The organism is Burkholderia sp. LA-2-3-30-S1-D2, assembly GCF_001523915.2.
In the GTDB taxonomy this organism is placed as follows: Bacteria; Pseudomonadota; Gammaproteobacteria; order Burkholderiales; family Burkholderiaceae; genus Burkholderia; species Burkholderia diffusa.
Genome location: NZ_CP013383.1, coordinates 2,521,288 through 2,542,770 on the forward strand (window position 1 = coordinate 2,521,288; position 21,483 = coordinate 2,542,770).

The 21,483-nt window shown below is 67.5% G+C and carries 23 protein-coding genes and 1 pseudogene; 14 read left to right on the forward strand and 10 right to left on the reverse strand.

Translation table 11 applies throughout. The features are described 5' to 3' along the window. Positions 1–12: 12 nt before the first annotated feature. A complete protein-coding gene (locus WS66_RS11625; RefSeq protein ID WP_006486309.1) occupies positions 13–471 on the reverse strand; it encodes an Lrp/AsnC family transcriptional regulator in 459 nt (152 codons plus the stop codon). A gap of 125 nt (positions 472–596) precedes the next feature. On the opposite strand from WS66_RS11625, the gene WS66_RS11630 reads away from it, so the two are divergent. From WS66_RS11630 to surE, 3 genes are all read left to right on the forward strand, one after another. Further along, entirely contained in the window at positions 597–1,334 is a 738-nt protein-coding gene (locus WS66_RS11630; RefSeq protein ID WP_059605028.1) for an AzlC family ABC transporter permease, read from the forward strand. Then, the gene (locus WS66_RS11635) at positions 1,324–1,626 is read left to right on the forward strand and encodes an AzlD family protein (RefSeq protein ID WP_082728998.1); all 303 of its coding nucleotides are present in this window, start codon (positions 1,324–1,326) and stop codon (positions 1,624–1,626) included. Before WS66_RS11630 ends, WS66_RS11635 begins: the two co-directional genes overlap by 11 nt. Positions 1,627–1,819: 193 nt before the next feature. After that, positions 1,820–2,599, forward strand: a complete 780-nt coding sequence (gene surE, locus WS66_RS11640) for a 5'/3'-nucleotidase SurE (RefSeq protein WP_059605025.1) — start codon at positions 1,820–1,822, stop codon at positions 2,597–2,599. A 104-nt stretch (positions 2,600–2,703) separates the two neighbouring features. On the opposite strand, the gene WS66_RS11645 is transcribed toward surE, so the two are convergent. The 5 genes from WS66_RS11645 to pdxR form a co-directional block, all read right to left on the reverse strand. Further along, a complete protein-coding gene (locus WS66_RS11645) occupies positions 2,704–3,531 on the reverse strand; it encodes an SDR family NAD(P)-dependent oxidoreductase (protein WP_059605022.1) in 828 nt (275 codons plus the stop codon). 69 nt (positions 3,532–3,600) lie between these two features. After that, the gene (locus tag WS66_RS11650; RefSeq protein WP_059605018.1) at positions 3,601–4,068 is read right to left on the reverse strand and encodes a cupin domain-containing protein; all 468 of its coding nucleotides are present in this window, start codon (positions 4,066–4,068) and stop codon (positions 3,601–3,603) included. A gap of 140 nt (positions 4,069–4,208) precedes the next feature. Next, positions 4,209–5,561 (reverse strand): pyridoxal phosphate-dependent decarboxylase family protein, encoded by a 1,353-nt coding sequence (locus tag WS66_RS11655; RefSeq protein WP_059605015.1) that lies wholly within the window; start codon positions 5,559–5,561, stop codon positions 4,209–4,211. A gap of 20 nt (positions 5,562–5,581) precedes the next feature. Continuing rightward, on the reverse strand, positions 5,582–5,881 hold the full coding sequence (locus tag WS66_RS11660; RefSeq protein ID WP_059605012.1) for an ArsR/SmtB family transcription factor: 300 nt from the start codon (positions 5,879–5,881) through the stop codon (positions 5,582–5,584). Positions 5,882–6,006: 125 nt separating this feature from the next. Continuing rightward, a complete protein-coding gene (gene pdxR, locus WS66_RS11665; RefSeq protein WP_059605009.1) occupies positions 6,007–7,485 on the reverse strand; it encodes a MocR-like pyridoxine biosynthesis transcription factor PdxR in 1,479 nt (492 codons plus the stop codon). A gap of 131 nt (positions 7,486–7,616) precedes the next feature. Between pdxR and WS66_RS11670 the strand changes: the two genes are divergently transcribed. After that, positions 7,617–8,093, forward strand: coding sequence for a GNAT family N-acetyltransferase (locus tag WS66_RS11670; protein WP_059605006.1), 477 nt, complete (start codon positions 7,617–7,619; stop codon positions 8,091–8,093). Between the two features lie 23 nt (positions 8,094–8,116). Here WS66_RS11670 and WS66_RS34380 read toward each other — a convergent pair. Further along, positions 8,117–8,206, reverse strand: a pseudogene (locus tag WS66_RS34380) (class I SAM-dependent methyltransferase); the annotation flags it as partial. Positions 8,207–8,398: 192 nt separating this feature from the next. On the opposite strand from WS66_RS34380, the gene WS66_RS11680 reads away from it, so the two are divergent. Next, positions 8,399–9,412 carry a hypothetical protein gene (locus WS66_RS11680; protein WP_059605205.1) on the forward strand — a complete coding sequence of 338 codons (1,014 nt, stop codon included), beginning with the start codon at positions 8,399–8,401 and terminating at the stop codon, positions 9,410–9,412. A gap of 229 nt (positions 9,413–9,641) precedes the next feature. After that, positions 9,642–10,451 (forward strand): TlpA disulfide reductase family protein, encoded by an 810-nt coding sequence (locus WS66_RS11685; RefSeq protein WP_059605003.1) that lies wholly within the window; start codon positions 9,642–9,644, stop codon positions 10,449–10,451. A 115-nt stretch (positions 10,452–10,566) separates the two neighbouring features. Here the strand turns inward: WS66_RS11685 and WS66_RS11690 are convergent, their stop codons facing one another. Beyond that, the gene (locus WS66_RS11690; RefSeq protein ID WP_059605000.1) at positions 10,567–10,971 is read right to left on the reverse strand and encodes a hypothetical protein; all 405 of its coding nucleotides are present in this window, start codon (positions 10,969–10,971) and stop codon (positions 10,567–10,569) included. Between the two features lie 453 nt (positions 10,972–11,424). Here WS66_RS11690 and WS66_RS11695 point away from each other — a divergent pair, with 453 nt between their 5' ends. The 3 genes from WS66_RS11695 (at position 11,425) to WS66_RS11705 (ending at position 13,992) form a co-directional block, all read left to right on the forward strand. After that, positions 11,425–11,814: a fucose-binding lectin II gene (locus WS66_RS11695; protein WP_059604998.1), complete on the forward strand. Its 390-nt coding sequence runs from the start codon at positions 11,425–11,427 to the stop codon at positions 11,812–11,814. 197 nt (positions 11,815–12,011) lie between these two features. Continuing rightward, entirely contained in the window at positions 12,012–12,746 is a 735-nt protein-coding gene (locus tag WS66_RS11700; protein ID WP_059605202.1) for a fucose-binding lectin II, read from the forward strand. A 370-nt stretch (positions 12,747–13,116) separates the two neighbouring features. Next, positions 13,117–13,992 carry a mechanosensitive ion channel family protein gene (locus WS66_RS11705; RefSeq protein WP_059604994.1) on the forward strand — a complete coding sequence of 292 codons (876 nt, stop codon included), beginning with the start codon at positions 13,117–13,119 and terminating at the stop codon, positions 13,990–13,992. A gap of 61 nt (positions 13,993–14,053) precedes the next feature. On the opposite strand, the gene WS66_RS11710 is transcribed toward WS66_RS11705, so the two are convergent. Both WS66_RS11710 and WS66_RS11715 read right to left on the reverse strand, forming a co-directional pair. Beyond that, positions 14,054–15,199: a branched-chain amino acid ABC transporter substrate-binding protein gene (locus WS66_RS11710; protein WP_059604991.1), complete on the reverse strand. Its 1,146-nt coding sequence runs from the start codon at positions 15,197–15,199 to the stop codon at positions 14,054–14,056. Positions 15,200–15,269: 70 nt separating this feature from the next. After that, complete coding sequence (locus WS66_RS11715) at positions 15,270–16,307, reverse strand: histone deacetylase family protein (protein WP_059604988.1); 1,038 nt, start codon at positions 16,305–16,307, stop codon at positions 15,270–15,272. A gap of 126 nt (positions 16,308–16,433) precedes the next feature. Between WS66_RS11715 and WS66_RS11720 the strand changes: the two genes are divergently transcribed. The 5 genes from WS66_RS11720 (at position 16,434) to dbpA (ending at position 21,470) form a co-directional block, all read left to right on the forward strand. Next, positions 16,434–16,922 (forward strand): Lrp/AsnC family transcriptional regulator, encoded by a 489-nt coding sequence (locus WS66_RS11720; RefSeq protein ID WP_059604985.1) that lies wholly within the window; start codon positions 16,434–16,436, stop codon positions 16,920–16,922. Positions 16,923–16,988: 66 nt separating this feature from the next. Further along, complete coding sequence (locus WS66_RS11725) at positions 16,989–17,318, forward strand: hypothetical protein (RefSeq protein WP_059605199.1); 330 nt, start codon at positions 16,989–16,991, stop codon at positions 17,316–17,318. 503 nt (positions 17,319–17,821) lie between these two features. Beyond that, positions 17,822–19,483, forward strand: coding sequence for a malate dehydrogenase (quinone) (gene mqo, locus WS66_RS11730; RefSeq protein WP_179955243.1), 1,662 nt, complete (start codon positions 17,822–17,824; stop codon positions 19,481–19,483). Between the two features lie 395 nt (positions 19,484–19,878). Continuing rightward, positions 19,879–20,076, forward strand: a complete 198-nt coding sequence (locus WS66_RS11735) for a hypothetical protein (RefSeq protein ID WP_059604979.1) — start codon at positions 19,879–19,881, stop codon at positions 20,074–20,076. Next, complete coding sequence (gene dbpA / locus WS66_RS11740) at positions 20,073–21,470, forward strand: ATP-dependent RNA helicase DbpA (RefSeq protein ID WP_059604976.1); 1,398 nt, start codon at positions 20,073–20,075, stop codon at positions 21,468–21,470. Before WS66_RS11735 ends, dbpA begins: the two co-directional genes overlap by 4 nt. The last annotated feature ends 13 nt before the right edge of the window (positions 21,471–21,483 follow it).

Consider the following 21,483-nt stretch of genomic DNA (forward strand, 5'->3'; position numbering starts at 1 on the left):
GCCCGTGCCGCGTTACGTCGGCAGCGCCGACGTGAGCTTGACCTTCTGCATCGGAATGTCGGTCTTCACGCTCAGCACGCCCGGGATGCGCGTCAGGTATTCCATCTGGAAGCGCCGGTAGTCGTCGATGTCGGCCGCCACCACGCGCAGCAGGAAATCGCAGTCGCCGGCCATCAGGTGGCATTCGACCACTTCCGGCATCTGCTGGACGGCCTCCGCGAAGCGGTTCACGGATTCGGCGTCCTGTCCCTTCAGCCACACGCGCGTGAAGATCGTCAGCCCCTTGCCGACCTTCGCCGGGTTCAGCACGGCCACGTATTTCTCGATCACGCCCGCTTCCTCGAGCAGCCGCACGCGCCGCAGGCACGGCGACGGCGACAGCCCGACCTCGTGCGCGAGTTCCACGTTCTGCATGCGGCCGTCGCGTTGCAGCGCGCTCAGGATCCGCCGGTCGATAGCGTCAAGCTTCATTGGCATCAAATTCCAAAAAAATCGCAAATCACTCACTCAATGCCAAATTCTCAAGAATATCGATCCGCAACGCAACCCGATTCGAGTCAAAAAAGCAGACAATCCTCCTCCCCGTAGGAGGAGTAATGAGCAGTAGCGTTTCAACGTCGTCCGGGCTTCGCGACAAGCCCGCCTATGTCGCCGAGATGGGCCGCGGATTGCGCGCGGCGTTGCCGGTCATGCTGGGTTTCGTGCCGTTCGCGCTGGTGCTCGGCGCGCAGGCCGCGCAAAAAGGGCTGAGCCTGTTCGAGGTCCCGATGATGACGGGCCTGAATTTCGGCGGCGGCTCCGAATTCGCGGCGATCCATCTGTGGACGTCGCCGCCGCACATTGCGCTGATCGTCGCGATGTCGTTCCTCGTGAATTCACGCCACATCCTGATGGGCGCGGCGTTCGCGCCGTACATCCGGCGCCTGCCGCGCCGCCGCGCGTTCGCCGCGCTGTTCTTCATGTGCGACGAAAGCTGGGCGATGTCGCTCGCCGACGCGCGTTCGCGCTCCGCCACGCACATCAGCGTTCCCTATTACGCGGGCGTGTGCGCCGGGCTGTACCTGACGTGGATCTCGATGACGACGCTCGGCGCGGCGGTCGGCCCGACGATCGGCAACGTCGAGCAGTACGGCTTCGACATGGCGTTCACGGCCGTGTTTCTGGTGCTGCTGCGCGGGATGTGGAAAGGCATGCGCGCGAGCCGTCCGTGGTTCGTGAGCCTCGTCGTCGCGGCCGCCACGCACCTGGCCGTGCCCGGCGCGTGGTACGTCCCGGCCGGCGCGTGCGCGGGGCTGATCGCCGCGCTGCTGTGGGAGCCGCGCGATGCTGCCTGATTTCGCGACGGTCGCGACCATCGTGCTGATGGCGTCGACGACCTACCTGTCGCGCATCCTCGGCTACGTGCTGCTACGCAACCGCACGCTGAGCCCGCGGATGGCGTCGGTGATGGAGAACGTGCCCGGTTGCGTGCTGATCTCGGTGATCGCGCCGGCCTTCGTGTCGACGCGCCCGGCCGATCTGCTCGCACTCGCCGTCACGCTGATCGCGGCGACCCGCCTGTCGATCCTGTCGACCGTCATCGTCGGCGTCGTGTCGGCCGGCCTGCTGCGGCATCTGCTCGGGTAATCGGCCAACGCGGTTCCGAGCGCCGCGCGGGCGGCACCTCGAACCGGAAAACGGGCGCGCCATGCGCCCGTTTTCGCATCCGCGCGCCGGCCGCGGCGCTGCATGACGCGGCACGCGTCGCGACGGGATGCTAGCCTTGCGGCTGTACCCGCGATGCCTTCCCCCTCATTGCCTGCCTGCGAGGATCATCCCGATGCAAGAAACCCGCCCGCTGTTCGACCGCGTCCTGCTCACCAACGACGACGGAATCGACGCCCCCGGCCTTGAAGTGCTCGAACAGGTCGCCACGCAACTGGCACGTGAAGTCTGGATCGTCGCCCCGGCGGAAGATCAGAGCGGCACGTCGCATTCGTTGAGCCTGCACGAACCGCTGCGCGTGCATCGCAAGGGCGAGCGCCGCTTCGCCGTGCGCGGCACGCCGGGCGATTGCGTCGCGATCGCGGTCAGCCACCTGATGAAGGACGCGCGGCCCGACGTCGTGCTGTCCGGCGTGAATCGCGGCGCGAACCTCGGCACCGAAACGGTGTTCTCGGGCACCGTCGGCGCCGCGATGACGAGCATGCTGGTCGGCGTGCCGGCGATCGCACTGAGCCAGGCCTTCCGCGCCCGCAACGCGGTGCCGTGGCATACGGCGCTCACGCATGCACCGGACGTGATTCGCCGGCTGGTCGTGGCCGGCTGGGACAGCGACGCGTGCCTCAACGTGAATTTCCCGGCGCGGCCGGCCGACGACGTGCGCGGCTTGAAGGTGACGAACCAGGGCACCGGCACGCTGCAGGGCGTCGAAATCGTATCGGGGCGCGATCCGCGCGACATCGAATACCACTGGCTGAAACTGGCGCGCGCACCGCGCGACGACGATGCGGATTCGGAGACGGTCGCGCTCGACGAAGGCTATATCGCGGTCACGCCGCTGAAATTCGAACGCACGCACGACCAGGCGCTCGCGCGGCTTCGGTCGAGCCTCGGCTGACCTCGGGGGTGATACCGGCTGGCGGCTTCGCCGCCGGCGCGCCTCACCCCGGCACAACGCCGCCCCGCCGCCTCACCGCACCGGCCGCATCACCTGTCCCCTGGTCACGTCAGGTTCAATCCCCCGTCGAGCATCACGATCTCGCCCGTCACGTAATCGGACGCGACCAGCATCGCGACCGTCTGCGCGACATCGTCCGGCGTGGCCGCGCGGCGCATCGGCGCGTGCTCGCGCCAGAGCTGCTGCGCGGCGGTCCAGTCGGCGGTCAGCGGCGTATCGACGAGCCCCGGCGCCACCGCATTGACGCGAATCGCCGGCGCGAGCGTGCGCGCCAGCAAGCGCGTCGTGTGATTGAGCGCGGCCTTCGCCGCCGCGTACGGAATCGACGCGCCCTTCGGCCGCACGCCCGCATGCGAGCTGACGTTGATCACGCACCCGGCGCGCCCGCTCGACGCCGCTTCGAGCAGCGCGGGCTGCGCTTCGGCGACGAGCCGGAACGGCGCGATCACGTTGATTTCGTGCATCTCGTGCCACACGTCGGGCGTCGCGGCGGCGAGATCGTCGTGCGGAATCACGCGGCTGACGCCCGCGTTGTTGACCAGCACGTCGAGGCGGCCGTGCACCGCCACCGCGTCGCGGATCAGCCGCACGCGCTGCGCATCGTCGGCGAGATCCGCCTGCACGTAGGCCGCGCCGAGTTCGCGCGCCATCGCACGACCGGTTGCAGCGGAATTGCGCGAATGCAGGATCACCGCATAACCGTCCGCCGCCAGCCGTCGCGCGATGGCCGCGCCGATCCCCGACGTCGATCCGGTGACGAGCGCGACGGGCCGCTGCACGCGCGACGCGCGCGGCTCGGTGACGGTTTCGGTTTCGGTTTCAGGTTCCGTTTCGGAGATGGGGGCATTCATCGGCGGATGCGGCGCGTCCATGGCGTGGAATCCTGTCAGTGGCGTTCCCGCATCATAAGCATGACGACGGCCGATGCGGATGCGTGGCGTCTACGGCCGTTTCGGCAGCTCGACGAAATCCTCGAGCTCGCCGGCGATGTAAAGCCGCTTGCCGATTCTCGGGTATTCGCAGACGTCGTGTTCGAGGCGCTGGCCGAGGATGAACAGTTCCAGCGGCACGTCGCCGGTGTTCTGCAACGCGTGTGCATCGCCGCCGCGCGGAAAGCCGAGAAAATCGCCCGGCCCGATTTCGCACGTGCGTTCGCCGATCGTGGCCGTGCCGGTGCCGGACAGCACGTACACGCATTCTTCCTCGTACAGGTGGCGGTGGTATTCGGCCGATTCGTGGCCGGGCATCAGCGTGAGCAGGTGCGCGCCGATTTGCGTGAGGCCGGTCAGGTCGCTGAGCTGTCGTTTGAGGCGAACGGCGTTGGGATTGAGCGAATGCACCGCGCGGGCCGGTTCCATTTTCGCGATGTCGGCGGCTTTCAGCAGTTCCCGGGGAGGTGTCGTGGACATGGGGATCTCGTCAGCGTCAATGCAGCGGTTGAACGCGCCGCCCGGGCGGGCGCGGCGAGCATGCCGCGCTATTGTCCGACATTTTCATGCGGCCGAGATCACCGGCATGCGCGTCGTCTACCGCGACCTGGCGACGCCGATCAGCCCGCGTGCACGCCGCGCAGCTTCGTCAGCAACGCGATGAGGCGATCGATGTGTTCGTCCTCCGTGCGCCACGACGACACGCTGATCCGGAACGCCGGCCGCCCCTGCCACACGGTCTGCCCGAACCATACGTCGCCCGAATCCTGCGCGGCCTGCAGGATCGCGATCGTCTCGTCGTCGGTGCTGGCGCGCACGAGCACCTGATTCAGCACGACGCGGTTCAGCACGTCGTAGCCGGCCGCGCGCAGACCGTCGGCGACGCGCTGGGCTTGCGCACAATGCCGTTCGACCAGTGTCGCCACGCCGGCGCGGCCGAGCGCACGCAGCGCGGCCCACACCGGAATGCCGCGCGCCCGCCGCGAGAACTCGAGGTTGAGGTTCTTCTGCGCGTCCTGCGCGCCGCTCAGGTAAACGGCATCGCTGTTCATCGCGGTCGCGAGCGCGGCCGCGTCGCGGCAGATGACCATCGCGCCGTCGTACGGCGTGTTGAGCCACTTGTGGCCGTCAGTGGTCCAGCTGTCCGCGCCGTCGATGCCGTCGGTCAGCGCACGCTTCGACGACGCGCGCGCCCACAGCCCGAACGCACCATCCACGTGCACCCACGCGCCGGCGGCCTTCGCGCGCGGAATCAGCGTCGCAAACGGATCGAACTCGCCGGTGTTCACTTCGCCGGCCTGCACGCAGAGGATCGTCATGTCGTCGAGCGGCGGCAATTGCGCGGGATCGATGCGGCCATGCGGGTCGACCGGCGCGACGATCAGGCGCTTCATCCCGAAACCGAGCACCCGCAGCGCCTTCTTCACCGTGATGTGCGCAAGCTCGGAGAGCACGACCTTCACCTCTGGCGCGCCGATCAGGCCTTCTTCGTCGACGTCCCAGCCCTTGCGCGCGAGCAGCGCACGCCGCGCCGCAACCAGCGCAACCAGCGTGCAGGCCGTCGCGCTCGTGCCGAAGCCGACCGCGCTGTCTTGCGGCAGCCCGAGCACATCGACGACCCAGCGCGCGGCCTGCCGCTCGATCGTCGCGGCCACCGGCGAATTCGCGAACGACGACGCGCACTGGTCCCACGCAAGCATCAGTCGCTCGGCCGCCGCCGCGGCCGGCAGCGTCGCGCCGATCACGAAGCCGAAGTAGTTCGGCCCGTTCGATGCGACGGTCGCAGGCGTGCCGCGCTCGTCGAGCAGGCGCAGCACGTCGTCGGCCGGGTAGCCCGTATCGGGCAGCGGTTCGTCGAAGGCCGCAAGTCCGGCGAGCGCGGCCGCATCGGGATAGGCGCGCCGTTCGCCGGTCGCGGCGAGATACGCGTGCGCGCGCCGGTCGGCGTCGGCCAGCAGGGCGGGTTCATCCATGTCGTTTGCCTCTGTGAAGATCAGAGTTGCAGGAGATCGCGGCCCAACTGATGCAGCGCATCGTCGATCCGCTTGTAGTACGTGAACTTGCCGACGCGCGTCGCCCGCACGAGCCCGGCATCCGCGAGGATGCGCATGTGGCGCGTGGTCGTCGCCGGCGCGATGCCGAGCTTCTCGGTGATGTACGTGCAGCACACGCCGAGCTCGTCGAAGTCGCCATGCGGCTGCGGCGGGAAATGCTTGCGCGGCTGCTTGAGCCAGCGCATCACGGCCAGACGGCTTTCGTTGGCCAGTGCGCTGATGCGGGTGACGTCGTCCATGGTTCGGCCTCGTTTAACATTTCGAATATTAGCTAAATGACGAAACGTGGGCAACTGCTTCCGGGATTTCCGCGTTCGCTGTCGCGCTCGAAGCCGGGTCGCCCGCTACCGCGCCGCATCCGGCGTCACCGCCCGGCCAACGCGCGGTCGATCATCTCGCCGATCCGCCGCGCGAGCGCGTCCATCCGCTCGGCCGGCACGCCGCCGTAGCCGAGCACGAGCCCGTTGTAGCCGTGCGCCGTGCCCGGCAGGCAGAACGACGACAGCGGCCGCAGGATCAGCCCGTGCGCCTGCGCGACGCGGCTCAGCGCCGTGTCCGCCACCGGCACGTCGAGCCGCGCGGACAGATGCATGCCGCCCGCGCCGCCCGACACCGTCAGCCGTGTGCTCAATCGCCGCGCCAGCGCGTCATGCAGCGCGTCGCGCCGCTCGGCATACACGCGGCGCATGCGCCGCAGATGCCGCGTGAAATGCCCGGCCTCGATGAAATCCGCGAGCGCGCGCTGCTCGACCGCGCGGCCCTGCAACATCAGCGCGCCCGCCGCGTCGCGCAGCGGCTGCGCAAGCACGGGCGGCACGACCATGAAGCCGAGCCGCAACGCGGGAAACATCACCTTGCTGAACGTGCCGAGGTAGATCACCGGCGCATCGTCCGCGAGCCCCTGCACGGCCGCGTGCGGCGTGCCGTGGTGGCGAAACTCGCTGTCGTAGTCGTCCTCGACGATCCATGCGCCGGCCGCGCGCGCCTGCGCGACGAGCGCGAGCCGCCGTTCGAGGCTCATCACCGCGCCGAGCGGATACTGGTGCGACGGCGTGATGTAGACGAGCTTCGGCGGACGATCACGCCAGTCGTCCGGATGCGGCGCCAGCCCCTGCGCATCGACGCCGATCGGCTCGACGCGCAGGTCGGCCGCGAGAAACGCGTTGCGCGCACCGTGGTAGCCGGGGTTCTCGATCCATGCGACGTCGCCCGCGTCCGCCAGCGCGCGGGCGCACAGGTCGAGCGCGCCCTGCGTGCCGTCGGTGACGATCACCTGCGCGGCGTCGCAACGCACGCCGCGCGATGCGCGCAAATAGCCGGCGATCGCGTCGCGCAGCACCGCGTCGCCTTCCGCGGACTGATAGCCGAGCTGCGCCGGGCCCGCCGTGCGCCATGCGCGTTCGACGCAGCGCCGCCACTGCGCGAGCGGGAATTCGTCGACGGCCGGCACGCCCGGCATGAACGGCAGCGATTCGTCGAGGCCGCTCGTCGCGCGCTCGGCCTGCGCGACGCGCCGCGACAGCATCGCCGCATCGCCGGCGGGCGCCGCAGCGGCGATCTGCGACCCGCACAAACCCATCCGGGCGACTGCCGTGCCCTGCCGCGTGCCGGTCACGAACCCTTCCGATGCGAGCCGCTCGTATGCGTACAGCACCGAGTTGCGCGCGATGCCGAGTTCGTCGGCCAGCGTGCGCGAGGCGGCAAGCCGCGCGCCTTCGGCGATCCGGCCGCTCAGGATCGCGTCGCGCAGACACGCGTACAGCCGCTGCTGCTGCGACATCCGCGCGGCAGCGTGCGGCCCCGCCTCGCGCTCGAAGGTCGACAGCAGCACCGCGTAATCCATCGTGGCTCCAGAATGTGGGAATGTCATGGGTCTACACATGGTGCCACGAACTTTCTATCGTGGATGTCCGTTCTCGTTTCCGGCCGCGCCGGCAACGCTTCATTTCATCCATCCTCGAAAGGTTCGCGACCATGAACGCTACCAACACCGGCCTGACCGTCCGCCCCGTGCGCGAAGACGATCTCGACAACTGGCTGCCGCTGTGGGACGGCTACAACCGCTTCTACGGCCGCTTCGGCGACACCGCGCTGCCGCGCGAGATCACACAGCTCACGTGGTCGCGCTTCTTCGACGGCTACGAGCCCGTGCATGCGCGTGTCGCGGAACGCGACGGCCGGCTCGTCGGGCTCGTGCATTTCCTGTATCACCGGAGCACGACGCTGATCGGGCCAACCTGCTATCTGCAGGATCTTTTCACGCTCGAGAGCGAACGCGGCAAGGGCGTGGGCCGCGCGTTGATCGAAGCCGTGTACGACGCCGCGCAGGCGCAACGCGCCGAACGCGTGTACTGGCAAACGCACGAGACGAATCACACCGCGATGCGGCTCTACGACACCGTCGCGGAAAAAACCGGATTCGTGATCTACCGGAAGGTCTTGCCACGTTGATCATGCCGCACGCGGCGGCGGCTTCACGCCAGCGGCCGCGCCTTGATCCACAGGAACAGCGGTACGCGCGACCACTGCTTCAGCGTGTCCGGGTCGACGCGGTCAGGCGGCGGCAGCGGTCAGCCCGCGAAATGCTTCGACAACCCGTCGCGCGCCGCAGCCGATTTCCAGAGCGTGGCTGCCGCCGCGTTCGGTTTCCGTTTCCGGCGGCGGCGTTCTACAGTTACGAGAGACGACACGCGGCGCCGCCCACTTTCTCGTTCGGTTCGCGTGCGCCGATACGCACCCGATTCCGAGGAATGTCCATGCCGAGTATCGTCGCCGGTCCCGCCCATCTTCCGCCGAGCCCCGTCGCCGCCGAAACGCGCATGGTGCACGACGTCGCCACGCTGCAACCGTCGGACTATCGTTCGGCCGACGGTGCATCGTGGGTCATCGCCACCCTCACGCCGGCCCCGGACAGCGGCGAAAACGTGACCGGCACGACCTACTTCGATACCGCGAAACAGCAAACCGTCGCGGTGCCCGACGCGCGCCGGCGTTATGCGAACCGCGGCACCTGGCAGGTCGTCGCGAGTTCGAGCCCGTCGATACCCGCCACCGGCCGCTACGACTGGCTGACGCTCGCATGGCTGCCGATCAACCGGCGGCCGCTGCCGCAAACGCCCGAGCATCTGTATTCGCCATTCATTCACGGCGGCACGATCGTCTACCGGTGGAATCCGGCCGCGCAAGGCGGCGAGCAATTCGGCAGCGTGCGGATGATCTTTCCGGAGTGGCAGGAGCAGGTGGCGGACGTGCTGCGCGGCGCGCCCGGCGCAGTCGCACAGGCAGCGGCCGCCGCGTCCGCATCGGCGCTCGATCGCGTGAAGCAGGACGGCAACCCGATGGCCGCCGTGCTCGACTTCGGCGCCGCGCTGCATGAGGAACCGGCCGACCGGATCGCCGCACGCCTGCCGGCATTGCTGCGCGCGAACGACCTGCACGAAGTGTCGGCGATCGTGTTCCAGTGCATCGCCGCATCGCGCGAAGCGGACCGGCCGCGCTTCGTCGAAGCGATCAACGGGTCGATCTTCTCGATCGACGACAGCGCGCGCCTGCTCGCGATCGCCTACGGCGCGTTCGCGGCCGGCAGGGCGAAGCCGCGCCCGTTCAGCGATGCCGCGCAGGCCGCGCGTATCAACGATGTGTTCGCGGCGTTGAAGCAGCGGACGTCGACACTCGGCGTGCCGGTCGGTCAGGGGTCGCCGTGGTACGAGTTCTTCACCGCGTACCGGCTCGGCGGCGCGTCGCCTGGCTCCGGCGGAAACAGGCAGTAATTACCGGTGCTGCGCGATCGTCAGTCGACCTGATGCTTCGAGACGCTTCGACGAAAGCAACGTCATCCTGAATGCAGGTACTCGGCATGCAATTCGCGGGCGCAGGGCGATGCATGTCGCGAGTGCTAACGGGAACCCGCGTGCGTCGCACAGGGTCGAAACGCCACATGACCGGCAACGGTGTCGCCTTCACCGGTCGATCCACGATCCCCGCACCCCTTTTCTTCCCATGTTGAGCATCGGTCCCTTCTCGATCCGCGTCGTCGCGGTAGCCGCCGCCGCGCTGCTGGCGTGGCTCGTCGCCCGCTTCATCCAGCGCCGCCCGCCCGACGGCCAGCACAAGACCGCGTCGAGCCTGATCCTCGACGTGCTGCTGATCGGGCTGGTCGCCGCACGCATCGGCTACGTCGTGCAATGGTGGCGCGAATACGCAGCGACGCCACGGTCCATCATCGCGCTCGGCGACGGCGGCTTCGACTGGCGCATCGGCGTCGCCGCCGCGCTCGTGTTCGCCGTGTGGCGGCTCCGTCGCCTGCCCGCCCTGCGCCGCCCGGTGGCAGCCGGCATCGTCGCGGGTCTCGCCGCATGGGGCATCGCGCAAGGCACGCTCGCGACGCTGCAGCGCACCGCGCCGCCGTTCGCCGCGATGCAGCTCGAAGCGCTCGATTCGACGCCCGTGCTGCCGCAACGCTTTGCCGGCAAGCCGGTCGTCGTGAACCTGTGGGCAACGTGGTGCGCGCCTTGCCGGCGCGAGATGCCGATCCTCGAACAAGCGCAGCGCGAGCATCCCGGCATCACGGTGCTGATGCTCAACCAGGGGGAAAACGCGCAGGCGGTGCGCGCGTTCCTCGAACAGCAGGGGCTACGCTTCGACAACGTGCTGCTCGATCCGCCGTTGCGTGCGATGCATGCGTACGGGTCGCACGGGCTGCCCACGACACTGTTCTTCGATGCGAAGGGCGAACTCGTCGAATCGCACATGGGTGAGATCACCGCAGCGCGGTTGAAGGACGCCGTGGCGCAGCGCTTCGGTCAGTGATCCCGTCGGCAGCCTGCGCGAGGCCATGATCGATCGTCGATGGCAGCGCGCGTTCCCGCTGCCGCGGCTGACCCGCCCCACGACATGTCGATACGCCGACAGCCGCCCGCCACGCTTACGGCCTCGACAACACCATCACGCGCCCCGACACGCGCTGAAGCTTCAACCAGCCCGTATCGGCCGTGAACCGAAGCTGCTGCAACGGAAAGTCGAATCCCGCCCTCTGCGCGGCGCTGACCACCGCGTCGGCGATCCAGCGGATCAGTTCCTTTCCTTCGTCGGTCGTCTGGTGACCGTTCTGGACGCCGTAGAAATAGCGATTCCCTGCGTTGACCTCGTTCTGCAGTTGCATCCAGTGCCCCGGAAGGCCCGGCAGGGTTCTGAACAGGTCCGCCACGCGCTGCGTCGTCAGGCCGCGCGCCCACAACGCGCCATTCACCGCGGGCCGCGCCAGGTTGTGACGGTCTGCGTCCTGGGCCTGCCCCTTGATCTCGCCTTTCAGAATATCGGGTTTCGTCATCGCACTGTCCTCTTAAGGGCCCGGCAAGCGGGCCAATTGAATAAAAGCCGCCGAATATCGAGCGCGCGCGCTCCGTGCACGATACCTCTAATCTCGAAATTAATCGCCTGTCAGGTGTATCAGGCGAGCGCATCGCAACATCGAAGGAATGAATCAGCCCGCCCCGACGGGCACCGAAGCCCGATCCTCCGGCCATTCCCGCCCGCGCACCCATTCATTGTTCAAATAAGCGTGACACGCAGCGATATCATTTCGCGGATATTCAGAATCGTATTCGATTAAATGATCATCATTAAATCAAACTGTTTCGATCTCCGATTTTCTGGACAATTTCCATTCCCGGCCGAATATTTTTTTATTTATTTTTCGCCATGCTGGCCGCGTCGCGTTTGAAACGGCAAACGTTTGCGCGACGCACAAAACGCCTTATCCACCGACCTTCAGGAGGCAAGCATGGCCGACTCTCAAACGTCCTCGAATCGCGCCGGCGAGTTTTCGATTCCGCCGAACACCGACTTCCGCGCGATTTTCTTCGCGAATGCCGCCGAGCAGCAGCACATCAAGCTGTTCATCGGTGACAGCAAGGAACCCGCCGCCTATCACAAGCTGACCACGCGCGACGGCCCGCGCGAAGCCACGCTGAATTCCGGCAACGGCAAGCTCCGCTTCGAAGTGACGGTGAACGGCAAGCCGTCGGCCACCGACGCCCGCCTCGCGCCGATCAACGGCAAGAAATCGGACGGCTCGCCGTTCACGGTCAACTTCGGAATCGTCGTGTCGGAAGACGGTCACGACAGCGACTACAACGACGGCATCGTCGTGCTGCAATGGCCGATCGGCTGACGGACCAACGCTGACGAAGATTCGCGGCGCGGCATGTCCGGCGCGCCGCCTTCCGGATCGCAATGACGGCGGAGCCCACCGCGCATTGCGATCCGAGCGGGCCGCCATCGGTTGCCCGCGCGCTGCGCCACGCGCGACACGGCGAAATCCGATCGCCGGCCGCGTCACGCAAGACAATTCATCAAAACGAGGACGACATGACACAACCCTTTACCCACGACGACCTGTATGCGCTTCTGCAGCTCGCCGGCAACGACGCAACCGCCGTACAGGCGAACGGCGACCAGGCGGTGCTCGACCGGATGCGTCAGTTCATGACCGCGCAGCTCGTGGAAAAATTGCCGCAATACGACGTGTTCGTCGACATCGCGACCATCCCGTACAGCTTCGACGTCGGCAGCTGGCAGAACAAGGTGAAGGCCGACGCGGCGGGCCAGGTGATCGCGTGCACGGTGACGTGGGCCGGCGCGCCCGGTGTACTGCCCGGCGCGGCGGCGAAATTCGGCGTCGGCGCGGTCGTCAATTACTTCTCGAAGGCGACGCCGCAACCCGCGCAGCCGGAACCCACGACGACCGGCGGCGGCGAGCGCGACGGCATCTTCAACCTGCCGCCGAACATCGCGTTCGGCGTGACGGCGCTGGTCAATTCGGCCGCGCAGCAGACGATCGAAGTCTATGTCGACGACAACCCGAAGCCGGCCGCGACGTTCCGGGGCGCCGGCACGCAGGACGCGAACCTGAACACGCAGATCGTGAACTCGGGCAAGGGGAAGGTGCGCGTGGTCGTGATGGCGAACGGCAAGCCGTCGAAGATCGGCTCGCGCCAGGTCGACATCTTCAAGAAAACCTACTTCGGGCTGGTCGGCTCGGAAGACGGCACGGACGGCGACTACAACGACGGCATCGCGATCCTGAACTGGCCGCTGGGCTAAGCAGCGCGATCCTGTCGATCTTCGCCACGCCGTCCGGCGTGGCGACCGCATCGACGCTGCCCGACGGCCCGGGCAGCACGGCCGCATTCGCCGCCTGCGGGCGGCATCGCGAACCGTGCGTCTGCGAGCGGCGCACGGTCGAGGTCGAGGTCATAGCACGGGCATCCCACGAGCCCGTTTCCGCGGGAAACCACACCGCCGCAACGCGCTAGCCGCGAAACCGGAGATCGCGTGCCGTCACCCATGCGTTCGCGCGAAAACCCGCATGGCGTGTACAGTCGAGGGCTGCCGACGCGCGAGCGCATGCCCGTCCGACCATGACGGACGCGGGCGCCCGTCGCGCGCTTGCCCCTCAACCCGGAATCCCGTCATGTTTCTCGATCATCTTCATCCGGAGCGCTGGACGTTCCTGTGGAACGCGTTGTCCACACTCTCGCTCAGGCTCTGCGCCGCCCTCGCGCTGCTCGTCGCGGGCTGGTGGCTGTCGAAACGCATCGGCCGCTGGCTGAACCGGCTGCTCGCGAACAAGGAGCGCGTCGACGACACGCTGCGGCCGATCCTCTGCGACGTCGCCGTGTGGGGCATCCGCATCGTCGCGATCGTCGGCGCGCTGTCGCAGCTCGGCATCGAAACCGCGAGCGTCGTCGCGGTGCTCGGCGCGGCCGGCCTCGCGATCGGGCTCGCGTTGCAGGGCACGATGCAGAACATCGCGGCCGGCATCATGCTGTTGCTGCTGCGGCCATTCAAGGTGGGCGACTTCATCGACGGCGGCTCGAGCGTCGCCGGGACGGTGGACGAGGTCGGGCTCTTCATGACGCGGCTGACCAAGCCGGACGGCATCTGCGAATACGTGCCGAACAGCGCGCTGTGGGGCAGCGCGATCCGCAACTACACGCGCAATCCGACGCGCCGTCTCGATCTCGAAGTGGAAGTGTCCGTGCACGACGACATCGATCGCGCACTCGACGCGCTGCGTGCGCTGGCCGAGGCCGACCCCGACGTCCTGCAGGAGCCCGCACCGGACGTGATGGTGATGCGTTTCGACGACAGCACGGCGATCGCGAACATGCGCGTATGGACGCACACCGACACGTTCTGGGCGCTGCGCTGGCGCCTCGCGCGCCAGGTACGCAAGACGCTTGCCGATGCGGACTGCGTACTGCCCATCCGCACGCGCGAGCTGCACATCGTGCACGACGCCGAACAGCAGCGCCGGGCCGACCCGCGCCGCGTGCAGGCATCGTGACGCGCGTCGCGACACAACCGGGCGCACGACGGCGCAAGCCGCGCCGTGCGCCCCGCCCGCGTCACATCCGGACGATATCGAGCAGCGCCTTCTTGCCGCTCTTGTACGTGAACACCGAGATCGCGCCATGCTTCAAATCGCCTTGCGGCGTGAAGCTCGTTTCGCCGATCACACCACGATAATCGGTCGCCGGCATGGCGGCGAGCACCTTCGCCGGATCCGTCGAGTTCGCACGCTTCATCGCGTCGACGATGATGTACACCGCGTCGTACGAGAACGGCGCATACACCTGCATCGGCTGGTGATAGCGCGCGTCGTAACGCTTCACGAACGCCGCGCCGCCCGGCATCTTCTCGAGCGCGATGCCGGCTTCCGAGCACACGACGTTGTCCGATGCCGGGCCCGCGAGCTTCGGCAGGTCGGTCGAGCACACGCCATCGCCGGCGAGGATCCTGGCGCGAATGCCGAGCTGGCGCGCCTGCTTCGCGAGCGGGCCGCCGGTTGCATCCATCCCGCCGTACATGATCGCGTCGGGGTTCTCGCCCTTGATCTTCGTGAGGATCGCGCGGAAGTCGATCGCCTTGTCGTTGGTCGCGTCGCGCGAGATGACCTTCATCCCGGCCGACTTCGCCGCCTTCTCGAACTCGGTCGCCAGGCCCTGCCCGTACGCGGTCGAATCGTCGACCACGGCCACCGTCCTGATGCCCATGTTCTTCGCCGCATACATCGCCAGCGCGGGCCCCTGCTGCGCATCGGTCGCGACCACGCGATAGGTCGTCTTGAAGCCCTGCTGCGTGTACGTCGGGTTGGTCGCGGCCTGCGAGATCTGCACGACGCCGCCATCGCGATAGACGCGCGACGCCGGGATCGACGTGCCCGAGTTGTGATGGCCGACGACGCCGACCACCTTGTCGTCGACGAGCCGCTGCGCGACCTGCGTCGCGGTGCGCGGGTCGCCTGCGTCGTCCTGCGCGTCGAGCTGCAGCGTGACCTTCCTGCCGCCGATCACGAGCCCCTTCGCGTTGATCTCCTCGACCGCGAGCCGCGCACCGTTCTCGCTGTCCTTGCCGAGGTGCGCGATCGCACCGGTCAGCGGCGCGACGTGCCCAATGCGCACGACGTCGTCCGCGTGCGCGGACAACGCAGGCAATGCGCACGCCAGCGCGGCCGCGGTCGCGCATGCCGCTTTCTTCCGATGTCGATTCATGTTCGTCTCCTTCCTTGTCGCTCTTGGTTCGTGATCAGGACCGTCGTTGATTGCAGGCGAAGCGATGCGGTCACGCGCGCCCTTCGAAGCCGAGCAGCACGTTCACCGCGTTGATACCGATTTCCTCGACCATGTAGCCGCCTTCCATCACGAACAGCGTCGGCAGGTTCAGGCGCGCGAGCGCTTCGCCGATCCGCAGGTAGTCGGGCGAGCGCAGCTTGAAATGGCTGATCGGATCGTGCTCGAACGTATCGACGCCGAGCGACACGACGAGCAGGTCGGGCGCGTGCTGCGCGATCGCGGCGGCGGCCTGGCCGAGCGCCGTCGCATAGGTGTCCCACTGCGTGCCCTTCGACAGCGGCAGGTTCAGGTTGAAGCCTTCGCCCGCGCCCGCGCCGCGCTCGTCCGCGTAGCCGGAGAAGTACGGGTACGACACGGCCGGCTCGCCGTGCAGCGACGCGAACAGCACGTCCGAACGCGCGTAGAAGATGTCCTGCGTGCCGTTGCCGTGGTGGAAGTCGACGTCGAGCACGGCGACGCGCGCGGCACCGCTCGCGATGCCGTGCTGCGCGGCGATCGCCGCGTTGTTCAGGTAGCAGTAGCCGCCCATGTACTCGCGGCCCGCATGGTGGCCGGGCGGGCGGCACAGCGCGAACGCCGCGCGCGCACCGCCGTTCGACAGCAGGTCGGTGCCGGTGAGCGCCGAGTTCGCGCTCGCGCTCACCGCGTCCCACGTGCCGGCGTTGATCGGTGCCCCGGCATCCATCGCGAAGAAGCCGAGCTTGCCGTCGATGAAGTCGGGCAGCGTCGCGGCCGACGGCATCGCGCGCACCGGCCATACGAGCGGCAGCGCCTGGCAGGTGCGGCCGGTCGCGGTCCATTCGTCCCATGCGCCGGCGAGGAAGTCGACATAGCGCTTGCTGTGCGCGCCGGCATAGCACGCGCGGTCGAACGCGCGCGGCGCGATCACGTCACCGAGACCGGACGCGCGGACCTGCGCGAGCACCGTCTCGGCGCGAAGGGGGTTCTCGAACGAATCGGTGATCGCGCCGTCCTTCAGTTCGACGCCGCGATGCAGATGGTGATCGCTGCTGTAGACCGTGAGCATGGTTGACCGTTGCATTGAACGCTTCAAGGGGATGGCAACAGTCTATTGACGCCGGCCGGCAATAACTTTGCTTTTCGCCTCCCCGTTTCATACAATTTTGAGAAAACCGCCTACGGAGACCCTGGAATGAGCAAAAATCGCGCTTCGGTGGAACTGGACGGCGTCGATCGCGCGATGCTCCGCCTGCTGCAGGAAGACGGCGCGCTCTCCAACGCGACGCTCGGCGAACGGCTGTCGCTGAGCGTCACGCCTTGCTGGCGGCGGCGCAAGCGGCTCGAGGACGAAGGCGTGATCACCGGCTACCAGGCGAACCTGGACCGCCGCGCGCTCGGGATGAACGTGTTCGCGTTCGTGCAGGTCACGTTCAACATGCATTCGGACCAGGATTCGGACCACTTCGAGGACGTGATGCGGCGTCACGACGAAGTGACGTCGTGCCACAAGATCACCGGCGCGGCCGACTACATCCTGCAGGTCGTCGCCGCCGATCTGGACGCGTATGCGGAATTCGTCGAACGCGTGCTGAGGAAGCAGGCCGGCGTGTCGTCGATCCAGTCGAGCCTCGCGCTGCGCGAGGTCAAGTTCTCGTCGCGCGTGCCGGTGCCGGATGTGTGATCGAATCGTTCAAGCGCCCGTTCGCGGGCATCCACCGTCGAACCTCATCCCATGGAGCGCTACCGTATGAAGCATTTCATTTCTTCCGCGTCGATCGCCGCGATGATCGCCTGCGCGTTAGCATTGGCCGCGTGCGCGAATGAGCCGGTTTATCCGCTCCCGCCCGATGTCGCCGGCCACGACACACAGGCCTCGCAAACGGCGCAAACAGCCCAGGCCGCGCCGCCGGTCGTCGGCGGCGATCGCGACGCGCACGGCTGCATCGGCTCGGCCGGCTACGCATGGTGCGAGCGAACGCAGCAATGCGAGCGTCCGTGGGAACTCGCAAAGGCGCAAGGCTTCGCGAATTCGGCGCTGGGGTACGACCAGTTCTGCCGGAGCGGTTCGTCCAAGTGATGAAGTGATCGGAACCGGATCGCGGTGCAACGCCACGGTCCGGATGCAGTATCGATATCGCGCGCGTCGCGCCCCGTCCGTTCCCGCCATTTTTCCGGTTCCGCGCACCGTCATTCCGGAAAGCCGGACACGCAAGAAACCCCACGAAAGCAAGGATATTCCGCGCGTGCGACACGGGAATCGAGTTCGGTTATATTACGCGCCCCTTGCCATCCCGCCCCCGCGGAACGCATGGTGCGCGGCCTCTTTCGACGCAGCCTGAAGCGCCGTCCGGCGAGGCCTGCAGCACGGGCTTGCGCACGCATGGCGCGAACGTGAAGCATGCGATTGCATGAGCGCATGAAGCCGATCCGAAGGTGTCCTTCGCAACGGCTTCGCGTGCGCAAATGCAACGGCGAACGCGGCCGGTCCGGAGTTCCGGATTCGCGGTCCGGATATCCGGATGCGCGGGCCGAACGCGAATCCGCATCGGCCGGGCGGCATGGCAAACCGATGCATCCAAGTTGAAGAAGGGATCTGCTGTGATCAAAACGTTACGGGTAATACTGTCGGCGCTCGCGCTGTGCGTCGCCGCGTCGTCCGCGCACGCGGCCGATACGAAGAAGGTCGACGTCCTGCTGGTGGGCGGCGGCATCATGAGCTCGACGCTCGGCGTGTGGCTGCACGAGCTTCAGCCCGACTGGTCGATGACGATGGTCGAACGCCTCGACGGCGTCGCGCTGGAAAGCTCGAACGGCTGGAACAACGCGGGCACCGGCCACTCGGCGCTTGCGGAGCTGAACTACACGCCGGAGAAGGCGGACGGCAGGATCGACATCTCCAAGGCCATCGAGATCAACGAGTCGTTCCAGATCTCGCGCCAGTTCTGGGCGTGGCAGGTCAAGCAGGGCGTGCTGAAGAATCCGCACTCGTTCATCAACTCGACGCCGCACATGAGCTTCGTGTGGGGCGACGACAACGTCCGCTTCCTGAAGAAGCGCTACGACGCGCTGCAGACGAGCCCGCTGTTCCGCGGCATGCAGTATTCGGAAGACTACGACCAGATCAAGCAGTGGGTGCCGCTGATGATGGAAGGCCGCGACCGCAAGCAGAAGGTCGCCGCGACGTGGACGCCGATCGGCACCGACGTGAACTTCGGCGAGATCACGCGCCAGTTCGTCGGCTACCTGAAGACGCAGCCGAACTTCACGCTGTCGCTGTCGAGCGAAGTGCGCGAGATCACGCGCAACGCCGACGGCACGTGGCACGTGTCGTGGGTGAAGCTGCATTCGGATGACCCGCCGCAGGCCGTCGACGCGAAGTTCGTGTTCATCGGCGCGGGCGGCGGTGCGCTGCACCTGCTGCAGGCGTCGGGCATCCCCGAGGCGAAGGACTACGGCGCGTTCCCGGTCGGCGGCTCGTTCCTCGTGACCGACAACCCCGAGGTCGTGAAGCGCCACCTCGCGAAGGCGTACGGCAAGGCGTCGGTCGGCTCGCCGCCGATGTCGGTGCCGCACCTCGACACGCGCATCATCGACGGCAAGAAGATCATCCTGTTCGGGCCGTTCGCGACGTTCTCGACCAAGTTCCTGAAGAACGGCTCGTACTTCGACCTCGCGAGGAGCACCAACCTGCACAACGTCGCACCGATGATGCGCGTGGGCGTCGACGAATTTCCGCTCGTCCAGTATCTCACGGGCCAGCTGATGCTGTCCGACGACGACCGCTTCAACGCGCTGAAGGAATATTTCCCGGACGCGAAGAAGGAAGACTGGCGCCTGTGGCAGGCCGGCCAGCGCGTGCAGATCATCAAGCGCGACCCGAAGAAGGGCGGTGTGCTGAAGCTCGGCACCGAGATCGTCAGCTCGCACGACGGCAGCATCGCGGGCCTGCTCGGCGCATCGCCGGGCGCGTCGACGGCCGCGCCGATCATGCTGAACCTGATGCAGAAGGTGTTCAAGGACAAGGTCGCGACGCCCGAATGGCAGCAGAAGATCCGCCAGATCGTGCCGAGCTACGGCACGAAGCTGAACGACAGCCCGGCGAAGGTCGTCGAGGAATGGACCTACACGAGCGACGTGCTGCAGCTCTCGCCGCCGCCGAAGATCGACCTGACGGTGCCGTCGCAGGCAACGGGTGCCGCCCCGGCGCGCCCGGCAAAGGCTGCGGCCGACATGGCGCTGTAACGCGTCCGGGTGCCGCGCGGCACCGCGGGGCACCGTTGCGCCGCACGACACGGCCGCCCTCCGGGGCGGCCGTTTTTCGTCATGGCGGCGATCGGGGCCTGTTTTCCGGAAACAACGGGCGCTGAATGCGCGCTGTCCTTGCAGGCATCGCCCGCAGCCGGTCGCCCGCAACCGGTCGTCCGCAACCGGCCCCTCGCAGCCGATCGTCCGCATTCGCCTCCTCGCTTCCGCTAGAATTGCGGCACGCGCGACCCCGTCGCCGCCCGATCCATCATCCGCATCGACGCAATCTAAGCGACGCCCGATGCGGCCCGCGCCCGAGCCGCGCGAGCGCCGCCCGCCGTTGCCGCGCCCGCCCGGGCGCCACATCAACCGAATTCAGCTGGAGAAAGACCTTGTTTACCTGCCGAAACCAGAGCTGCGGCACGCAGTGGGAACAGTCCGACGTCGTCATCAAGGACGAAGGCCAGGGGCTGCTGTTCCGCTGCCCGCTGTGCGGCGCGCGCAACTACCTCGAACGTTTCGAAGATGACGAAGGCAACGTCGTCTACGAACAGATGGAAGGCCGCCCCTACCTCGGAGACGTGGAATGAGCCAGCCGCCCGCCACGCCGTTCAGCGCACTGCCGCTGACGCCCGCCTCGCTCGCGAACCTCGCGCAGCTCGGCTATGTCGACATGACGCCGATCCAGGCCGCGAGCCTGCCGATCGCGCTGGCCGGCCAGGACCTCATCGCGCAGGCGAAGACGGGCAGCGGCAAGACCGCCGCGTTCTCGCTCGCGCTGCTGGCGCGCCTCGACGCGCGCCGCTTCGACGTGCAGGCGATGATCCTGTGCCCGACGCGCGAGCTCGCCGACCAGGTCGCGCAGGAAGTGCGCCGCCTCGCGCGCGCCGAAGAAAACGTGAAGGTGCTGACGCTGTGCGGCGGCACGCCGATGCGGCCGCAGGCGCAGAGCCTCGAGCATGGCGCGCATATCGTCGTCGGCACGCCGGGCCGCATCATGGATCACCTCGACCGCGGCAACCTGAAGCTCGACGCGCTGAACACGCTCGTGCTCGACGAAGCCGACCGGATGCTCGACATGGGCTTCTTCGATGACATCGCGAAGGTCGCGCGGATGTGCCCGACGACGCGCCAGACGCTGCTGTTCTCGGCAACCTATCCGGACGGCATCGCGAAGCTGAGCCAGCAGTTCCTGCGCAATCCGAAGGAAGTGAAGCTCGCGGAGCGCCACGACGACAGCAAGATCCGCCAGCGCTTCTATGAAGTGACCGAGAACGAGCGGCTGCACGCGGTCGGCCAGTTGCTGAACCACTACCGGCCGGTGAGCACGATCGCGTTCTGCAACACCAAGCAGCAATGCCGCGACCTGCTCGACGTGCTGCACGCACAGGGTTTCCACGCGCTCGCGCTGCACGGCGAGCTCGAACAGCGCGAACGCGACCAGGTGCTGATCCAGTTCGCGAACCGCAGCTGCTCGGTGCTGGTCGCGACCGACGTCGCCGCGCGCGGGCTCGACATCGCGCAGCTCGAGGCGGTGATCAACGTCGACGTGACGCCCGACCCCGAAGTGCACGTGCACCGCATCGGCCGCACCGGCCGCGCGGACCAGGCAGGCTGGGCGCTGAGCCTCGCCAGCATGGACGAGATGGGGCGCGTCGGCGCGATCGAGCAGGCGCAAAAGCGCGAAGTCGAATGGCATCCGCTCGCGGAACTGAAGCCGGCCGGCAACGACACGCTGCTGCCGCCGATGGAAACGCTGCAGATCCTCGGCGGCCGCAAGGACAAGATCCGGCCGGGCGACGTGCTCGGCGCGCTGACCGGCGACGCGGGGTTCGACGGCAAGCAGATCGGCAAGATCAACGTGACCGAGTTCTCGACCTACGTCGCGATCGAGCGCGGCGTCGCGCACGACGCGCTGCGCAAGCTCAATGCGGGGAAGATCAAGGGCAAGCGGGTCAAGGTCCGGTTGATGGACGAGGAATGACGACGTGATGCCG

Excerpts from the sequence above, each read along its gene's own strand:
- WS66_RS11625 (WP_006486309.1), bottom strand. The coding sequence starts at position 471 with ATGAAGCTTGACGCTATCGACCGGCGGATCCTGAGCGCGCTGCAACGC.
- WS66_RS11630 (WP_059605028.1), top strand. The coding sequence starts at position 597 with ATGAGCAGTAGCGTTTCAACGTCGTCCGGGCTTCGCGACAAGCCCGCC.
- WS66_RS11635 (WP_082728998.1), top strand. The coding sequence starts at position 1,324 with ATGCTGCCTGATTTCGCGACGGTCGCGACCATCGTGCTGATGGCGTCG.
- surE (WP_059605025.1), top strand. The coding sequence starts at position 1,820 with ATGCAAGAAACCCGCCCGCTGTTCGACCGCGTCCTGCTCACCAACGAC.
- WS66_RS11645 (WP_059605022.1), bottom strand. The coding sequence starts at position 3,531 with ATGGACGCGCCGCATCCGCCGATGAATGCCCCCATCTCCGAAACGGAA.
- WS66_RS11650 (WP_059605018.1), bottom strand. The coding sequence starts at position 4,068 with ATGTCCACGACACCTCCCCGGGAACTGCTGAAAGCCGCCGACATCGCG.
- WS66_RS11655 (WP_059605015.1), bottom strand. The coding sequence starts at position 5,561 with ATGGATGAACCCGCCCTGCTGGCCGACGCCGACCGGCGCGCGCACGCG.
- WS66_RS11660 (WP_059605012.1), bottom strand. The coding sequence starts at position 5,881 with ATGGACGACGTCACCCGCATCAGCGCACTGGCCAACGAAAGCCGTCTG.
- pdxR (WP_059605009.1), bottom strand. The coding sequence starts at position 7,485 with ATGGATTACGCGGTGCTGCTGTCGACCTTCGAGCGCGAGGCGGGGCCG.
- WS66_RS11670 (WP_059605006.1), top strand. The coding sequence starts at position 7,617 with ATGAACGCTACCAACACCGGCCTGACCGTCCGCCCCGTGCGCGAAGAC.
- WS66_RS11680 (WP_059605205.1), top strand. The coding sequence starts at position 8,399 with ATGCCGAGTATCGTCGCCGGTCCCGCCCATCTTCCGCCGAGCCCCGTC.
- WS66_RS11685 (WP_059605003.1), top strand. The coding sequence starts at position 9,642 with ATGTTGAGCATCGGTCCCTTCTCGATCCGCGTCGTCGCGGTAGCCGCC.
- WS66_RS11690 (WP_059605000.1), bottom strand. The coding sequence starts at position 10,971 with ATGACGAAACCCGATATTCTGAAAGGCGAGATCAAGGGGCAGGCCCAG.
- WS66_RS11695 (WP_059604998.1), top strand. The coding sequence starts at position 11,425 with ATGGCCGACTCTCAAACGTCCTCGAATCGCGCCGGCGAGTTTTCGATT.
- WS66_RS11700 (WP_059605202.1), top strand. The coding sequence starts at position 12,012 with ATGACACAACCCTTTACCCACGACGACCTGTATGCGCTTCTGCAGCTC.
- WS66_RS11705 (WP_059604994.1), top strand. The coding sequence starts at position 13,117 with ATGTTTCTCGATCATCTTCATCCGGAGCGCTGGACGTTCCTGTGGAAC.
- WS66_RS11710 (WP_059604991.1), bottom strand. The coding sequence starts at position 15,199 with ATGAATCGACATCGGAAGAAAGCGGCATGCGCGACCGCGGCCGCGCTG.
- WS66_RS11715 (WP_059604988.1), bottom strand. The coding sequence starts at position 16,307 with ATGCTCACGGTCTACAGCAGCGATCACCATCTGCATCGCGGCGTCGAA.
- WS66_RS11720 (WP_059604985.1), top strand. The coding sequence starts at position 16,434 with ATGAGCAAAAATCGCGCTTCGGTGGAACTGGACGGCGTCGATCGCGCG.
- WS66_RS11725 (WP_059605199.1), top strand. The coding sequence starts at position 16,989 with ATGAAGCATTTCATTTCTTCCGCGTCGATCGCCGCGATGATCGCCTGC.
- dbpA (WP_059604976.1), top strand. The coding sequence starts at position 20,073 with ATGAGCCAGCCGCCCGCCACGCCGTTCAGCGCACTGCCGCTGACGCCC.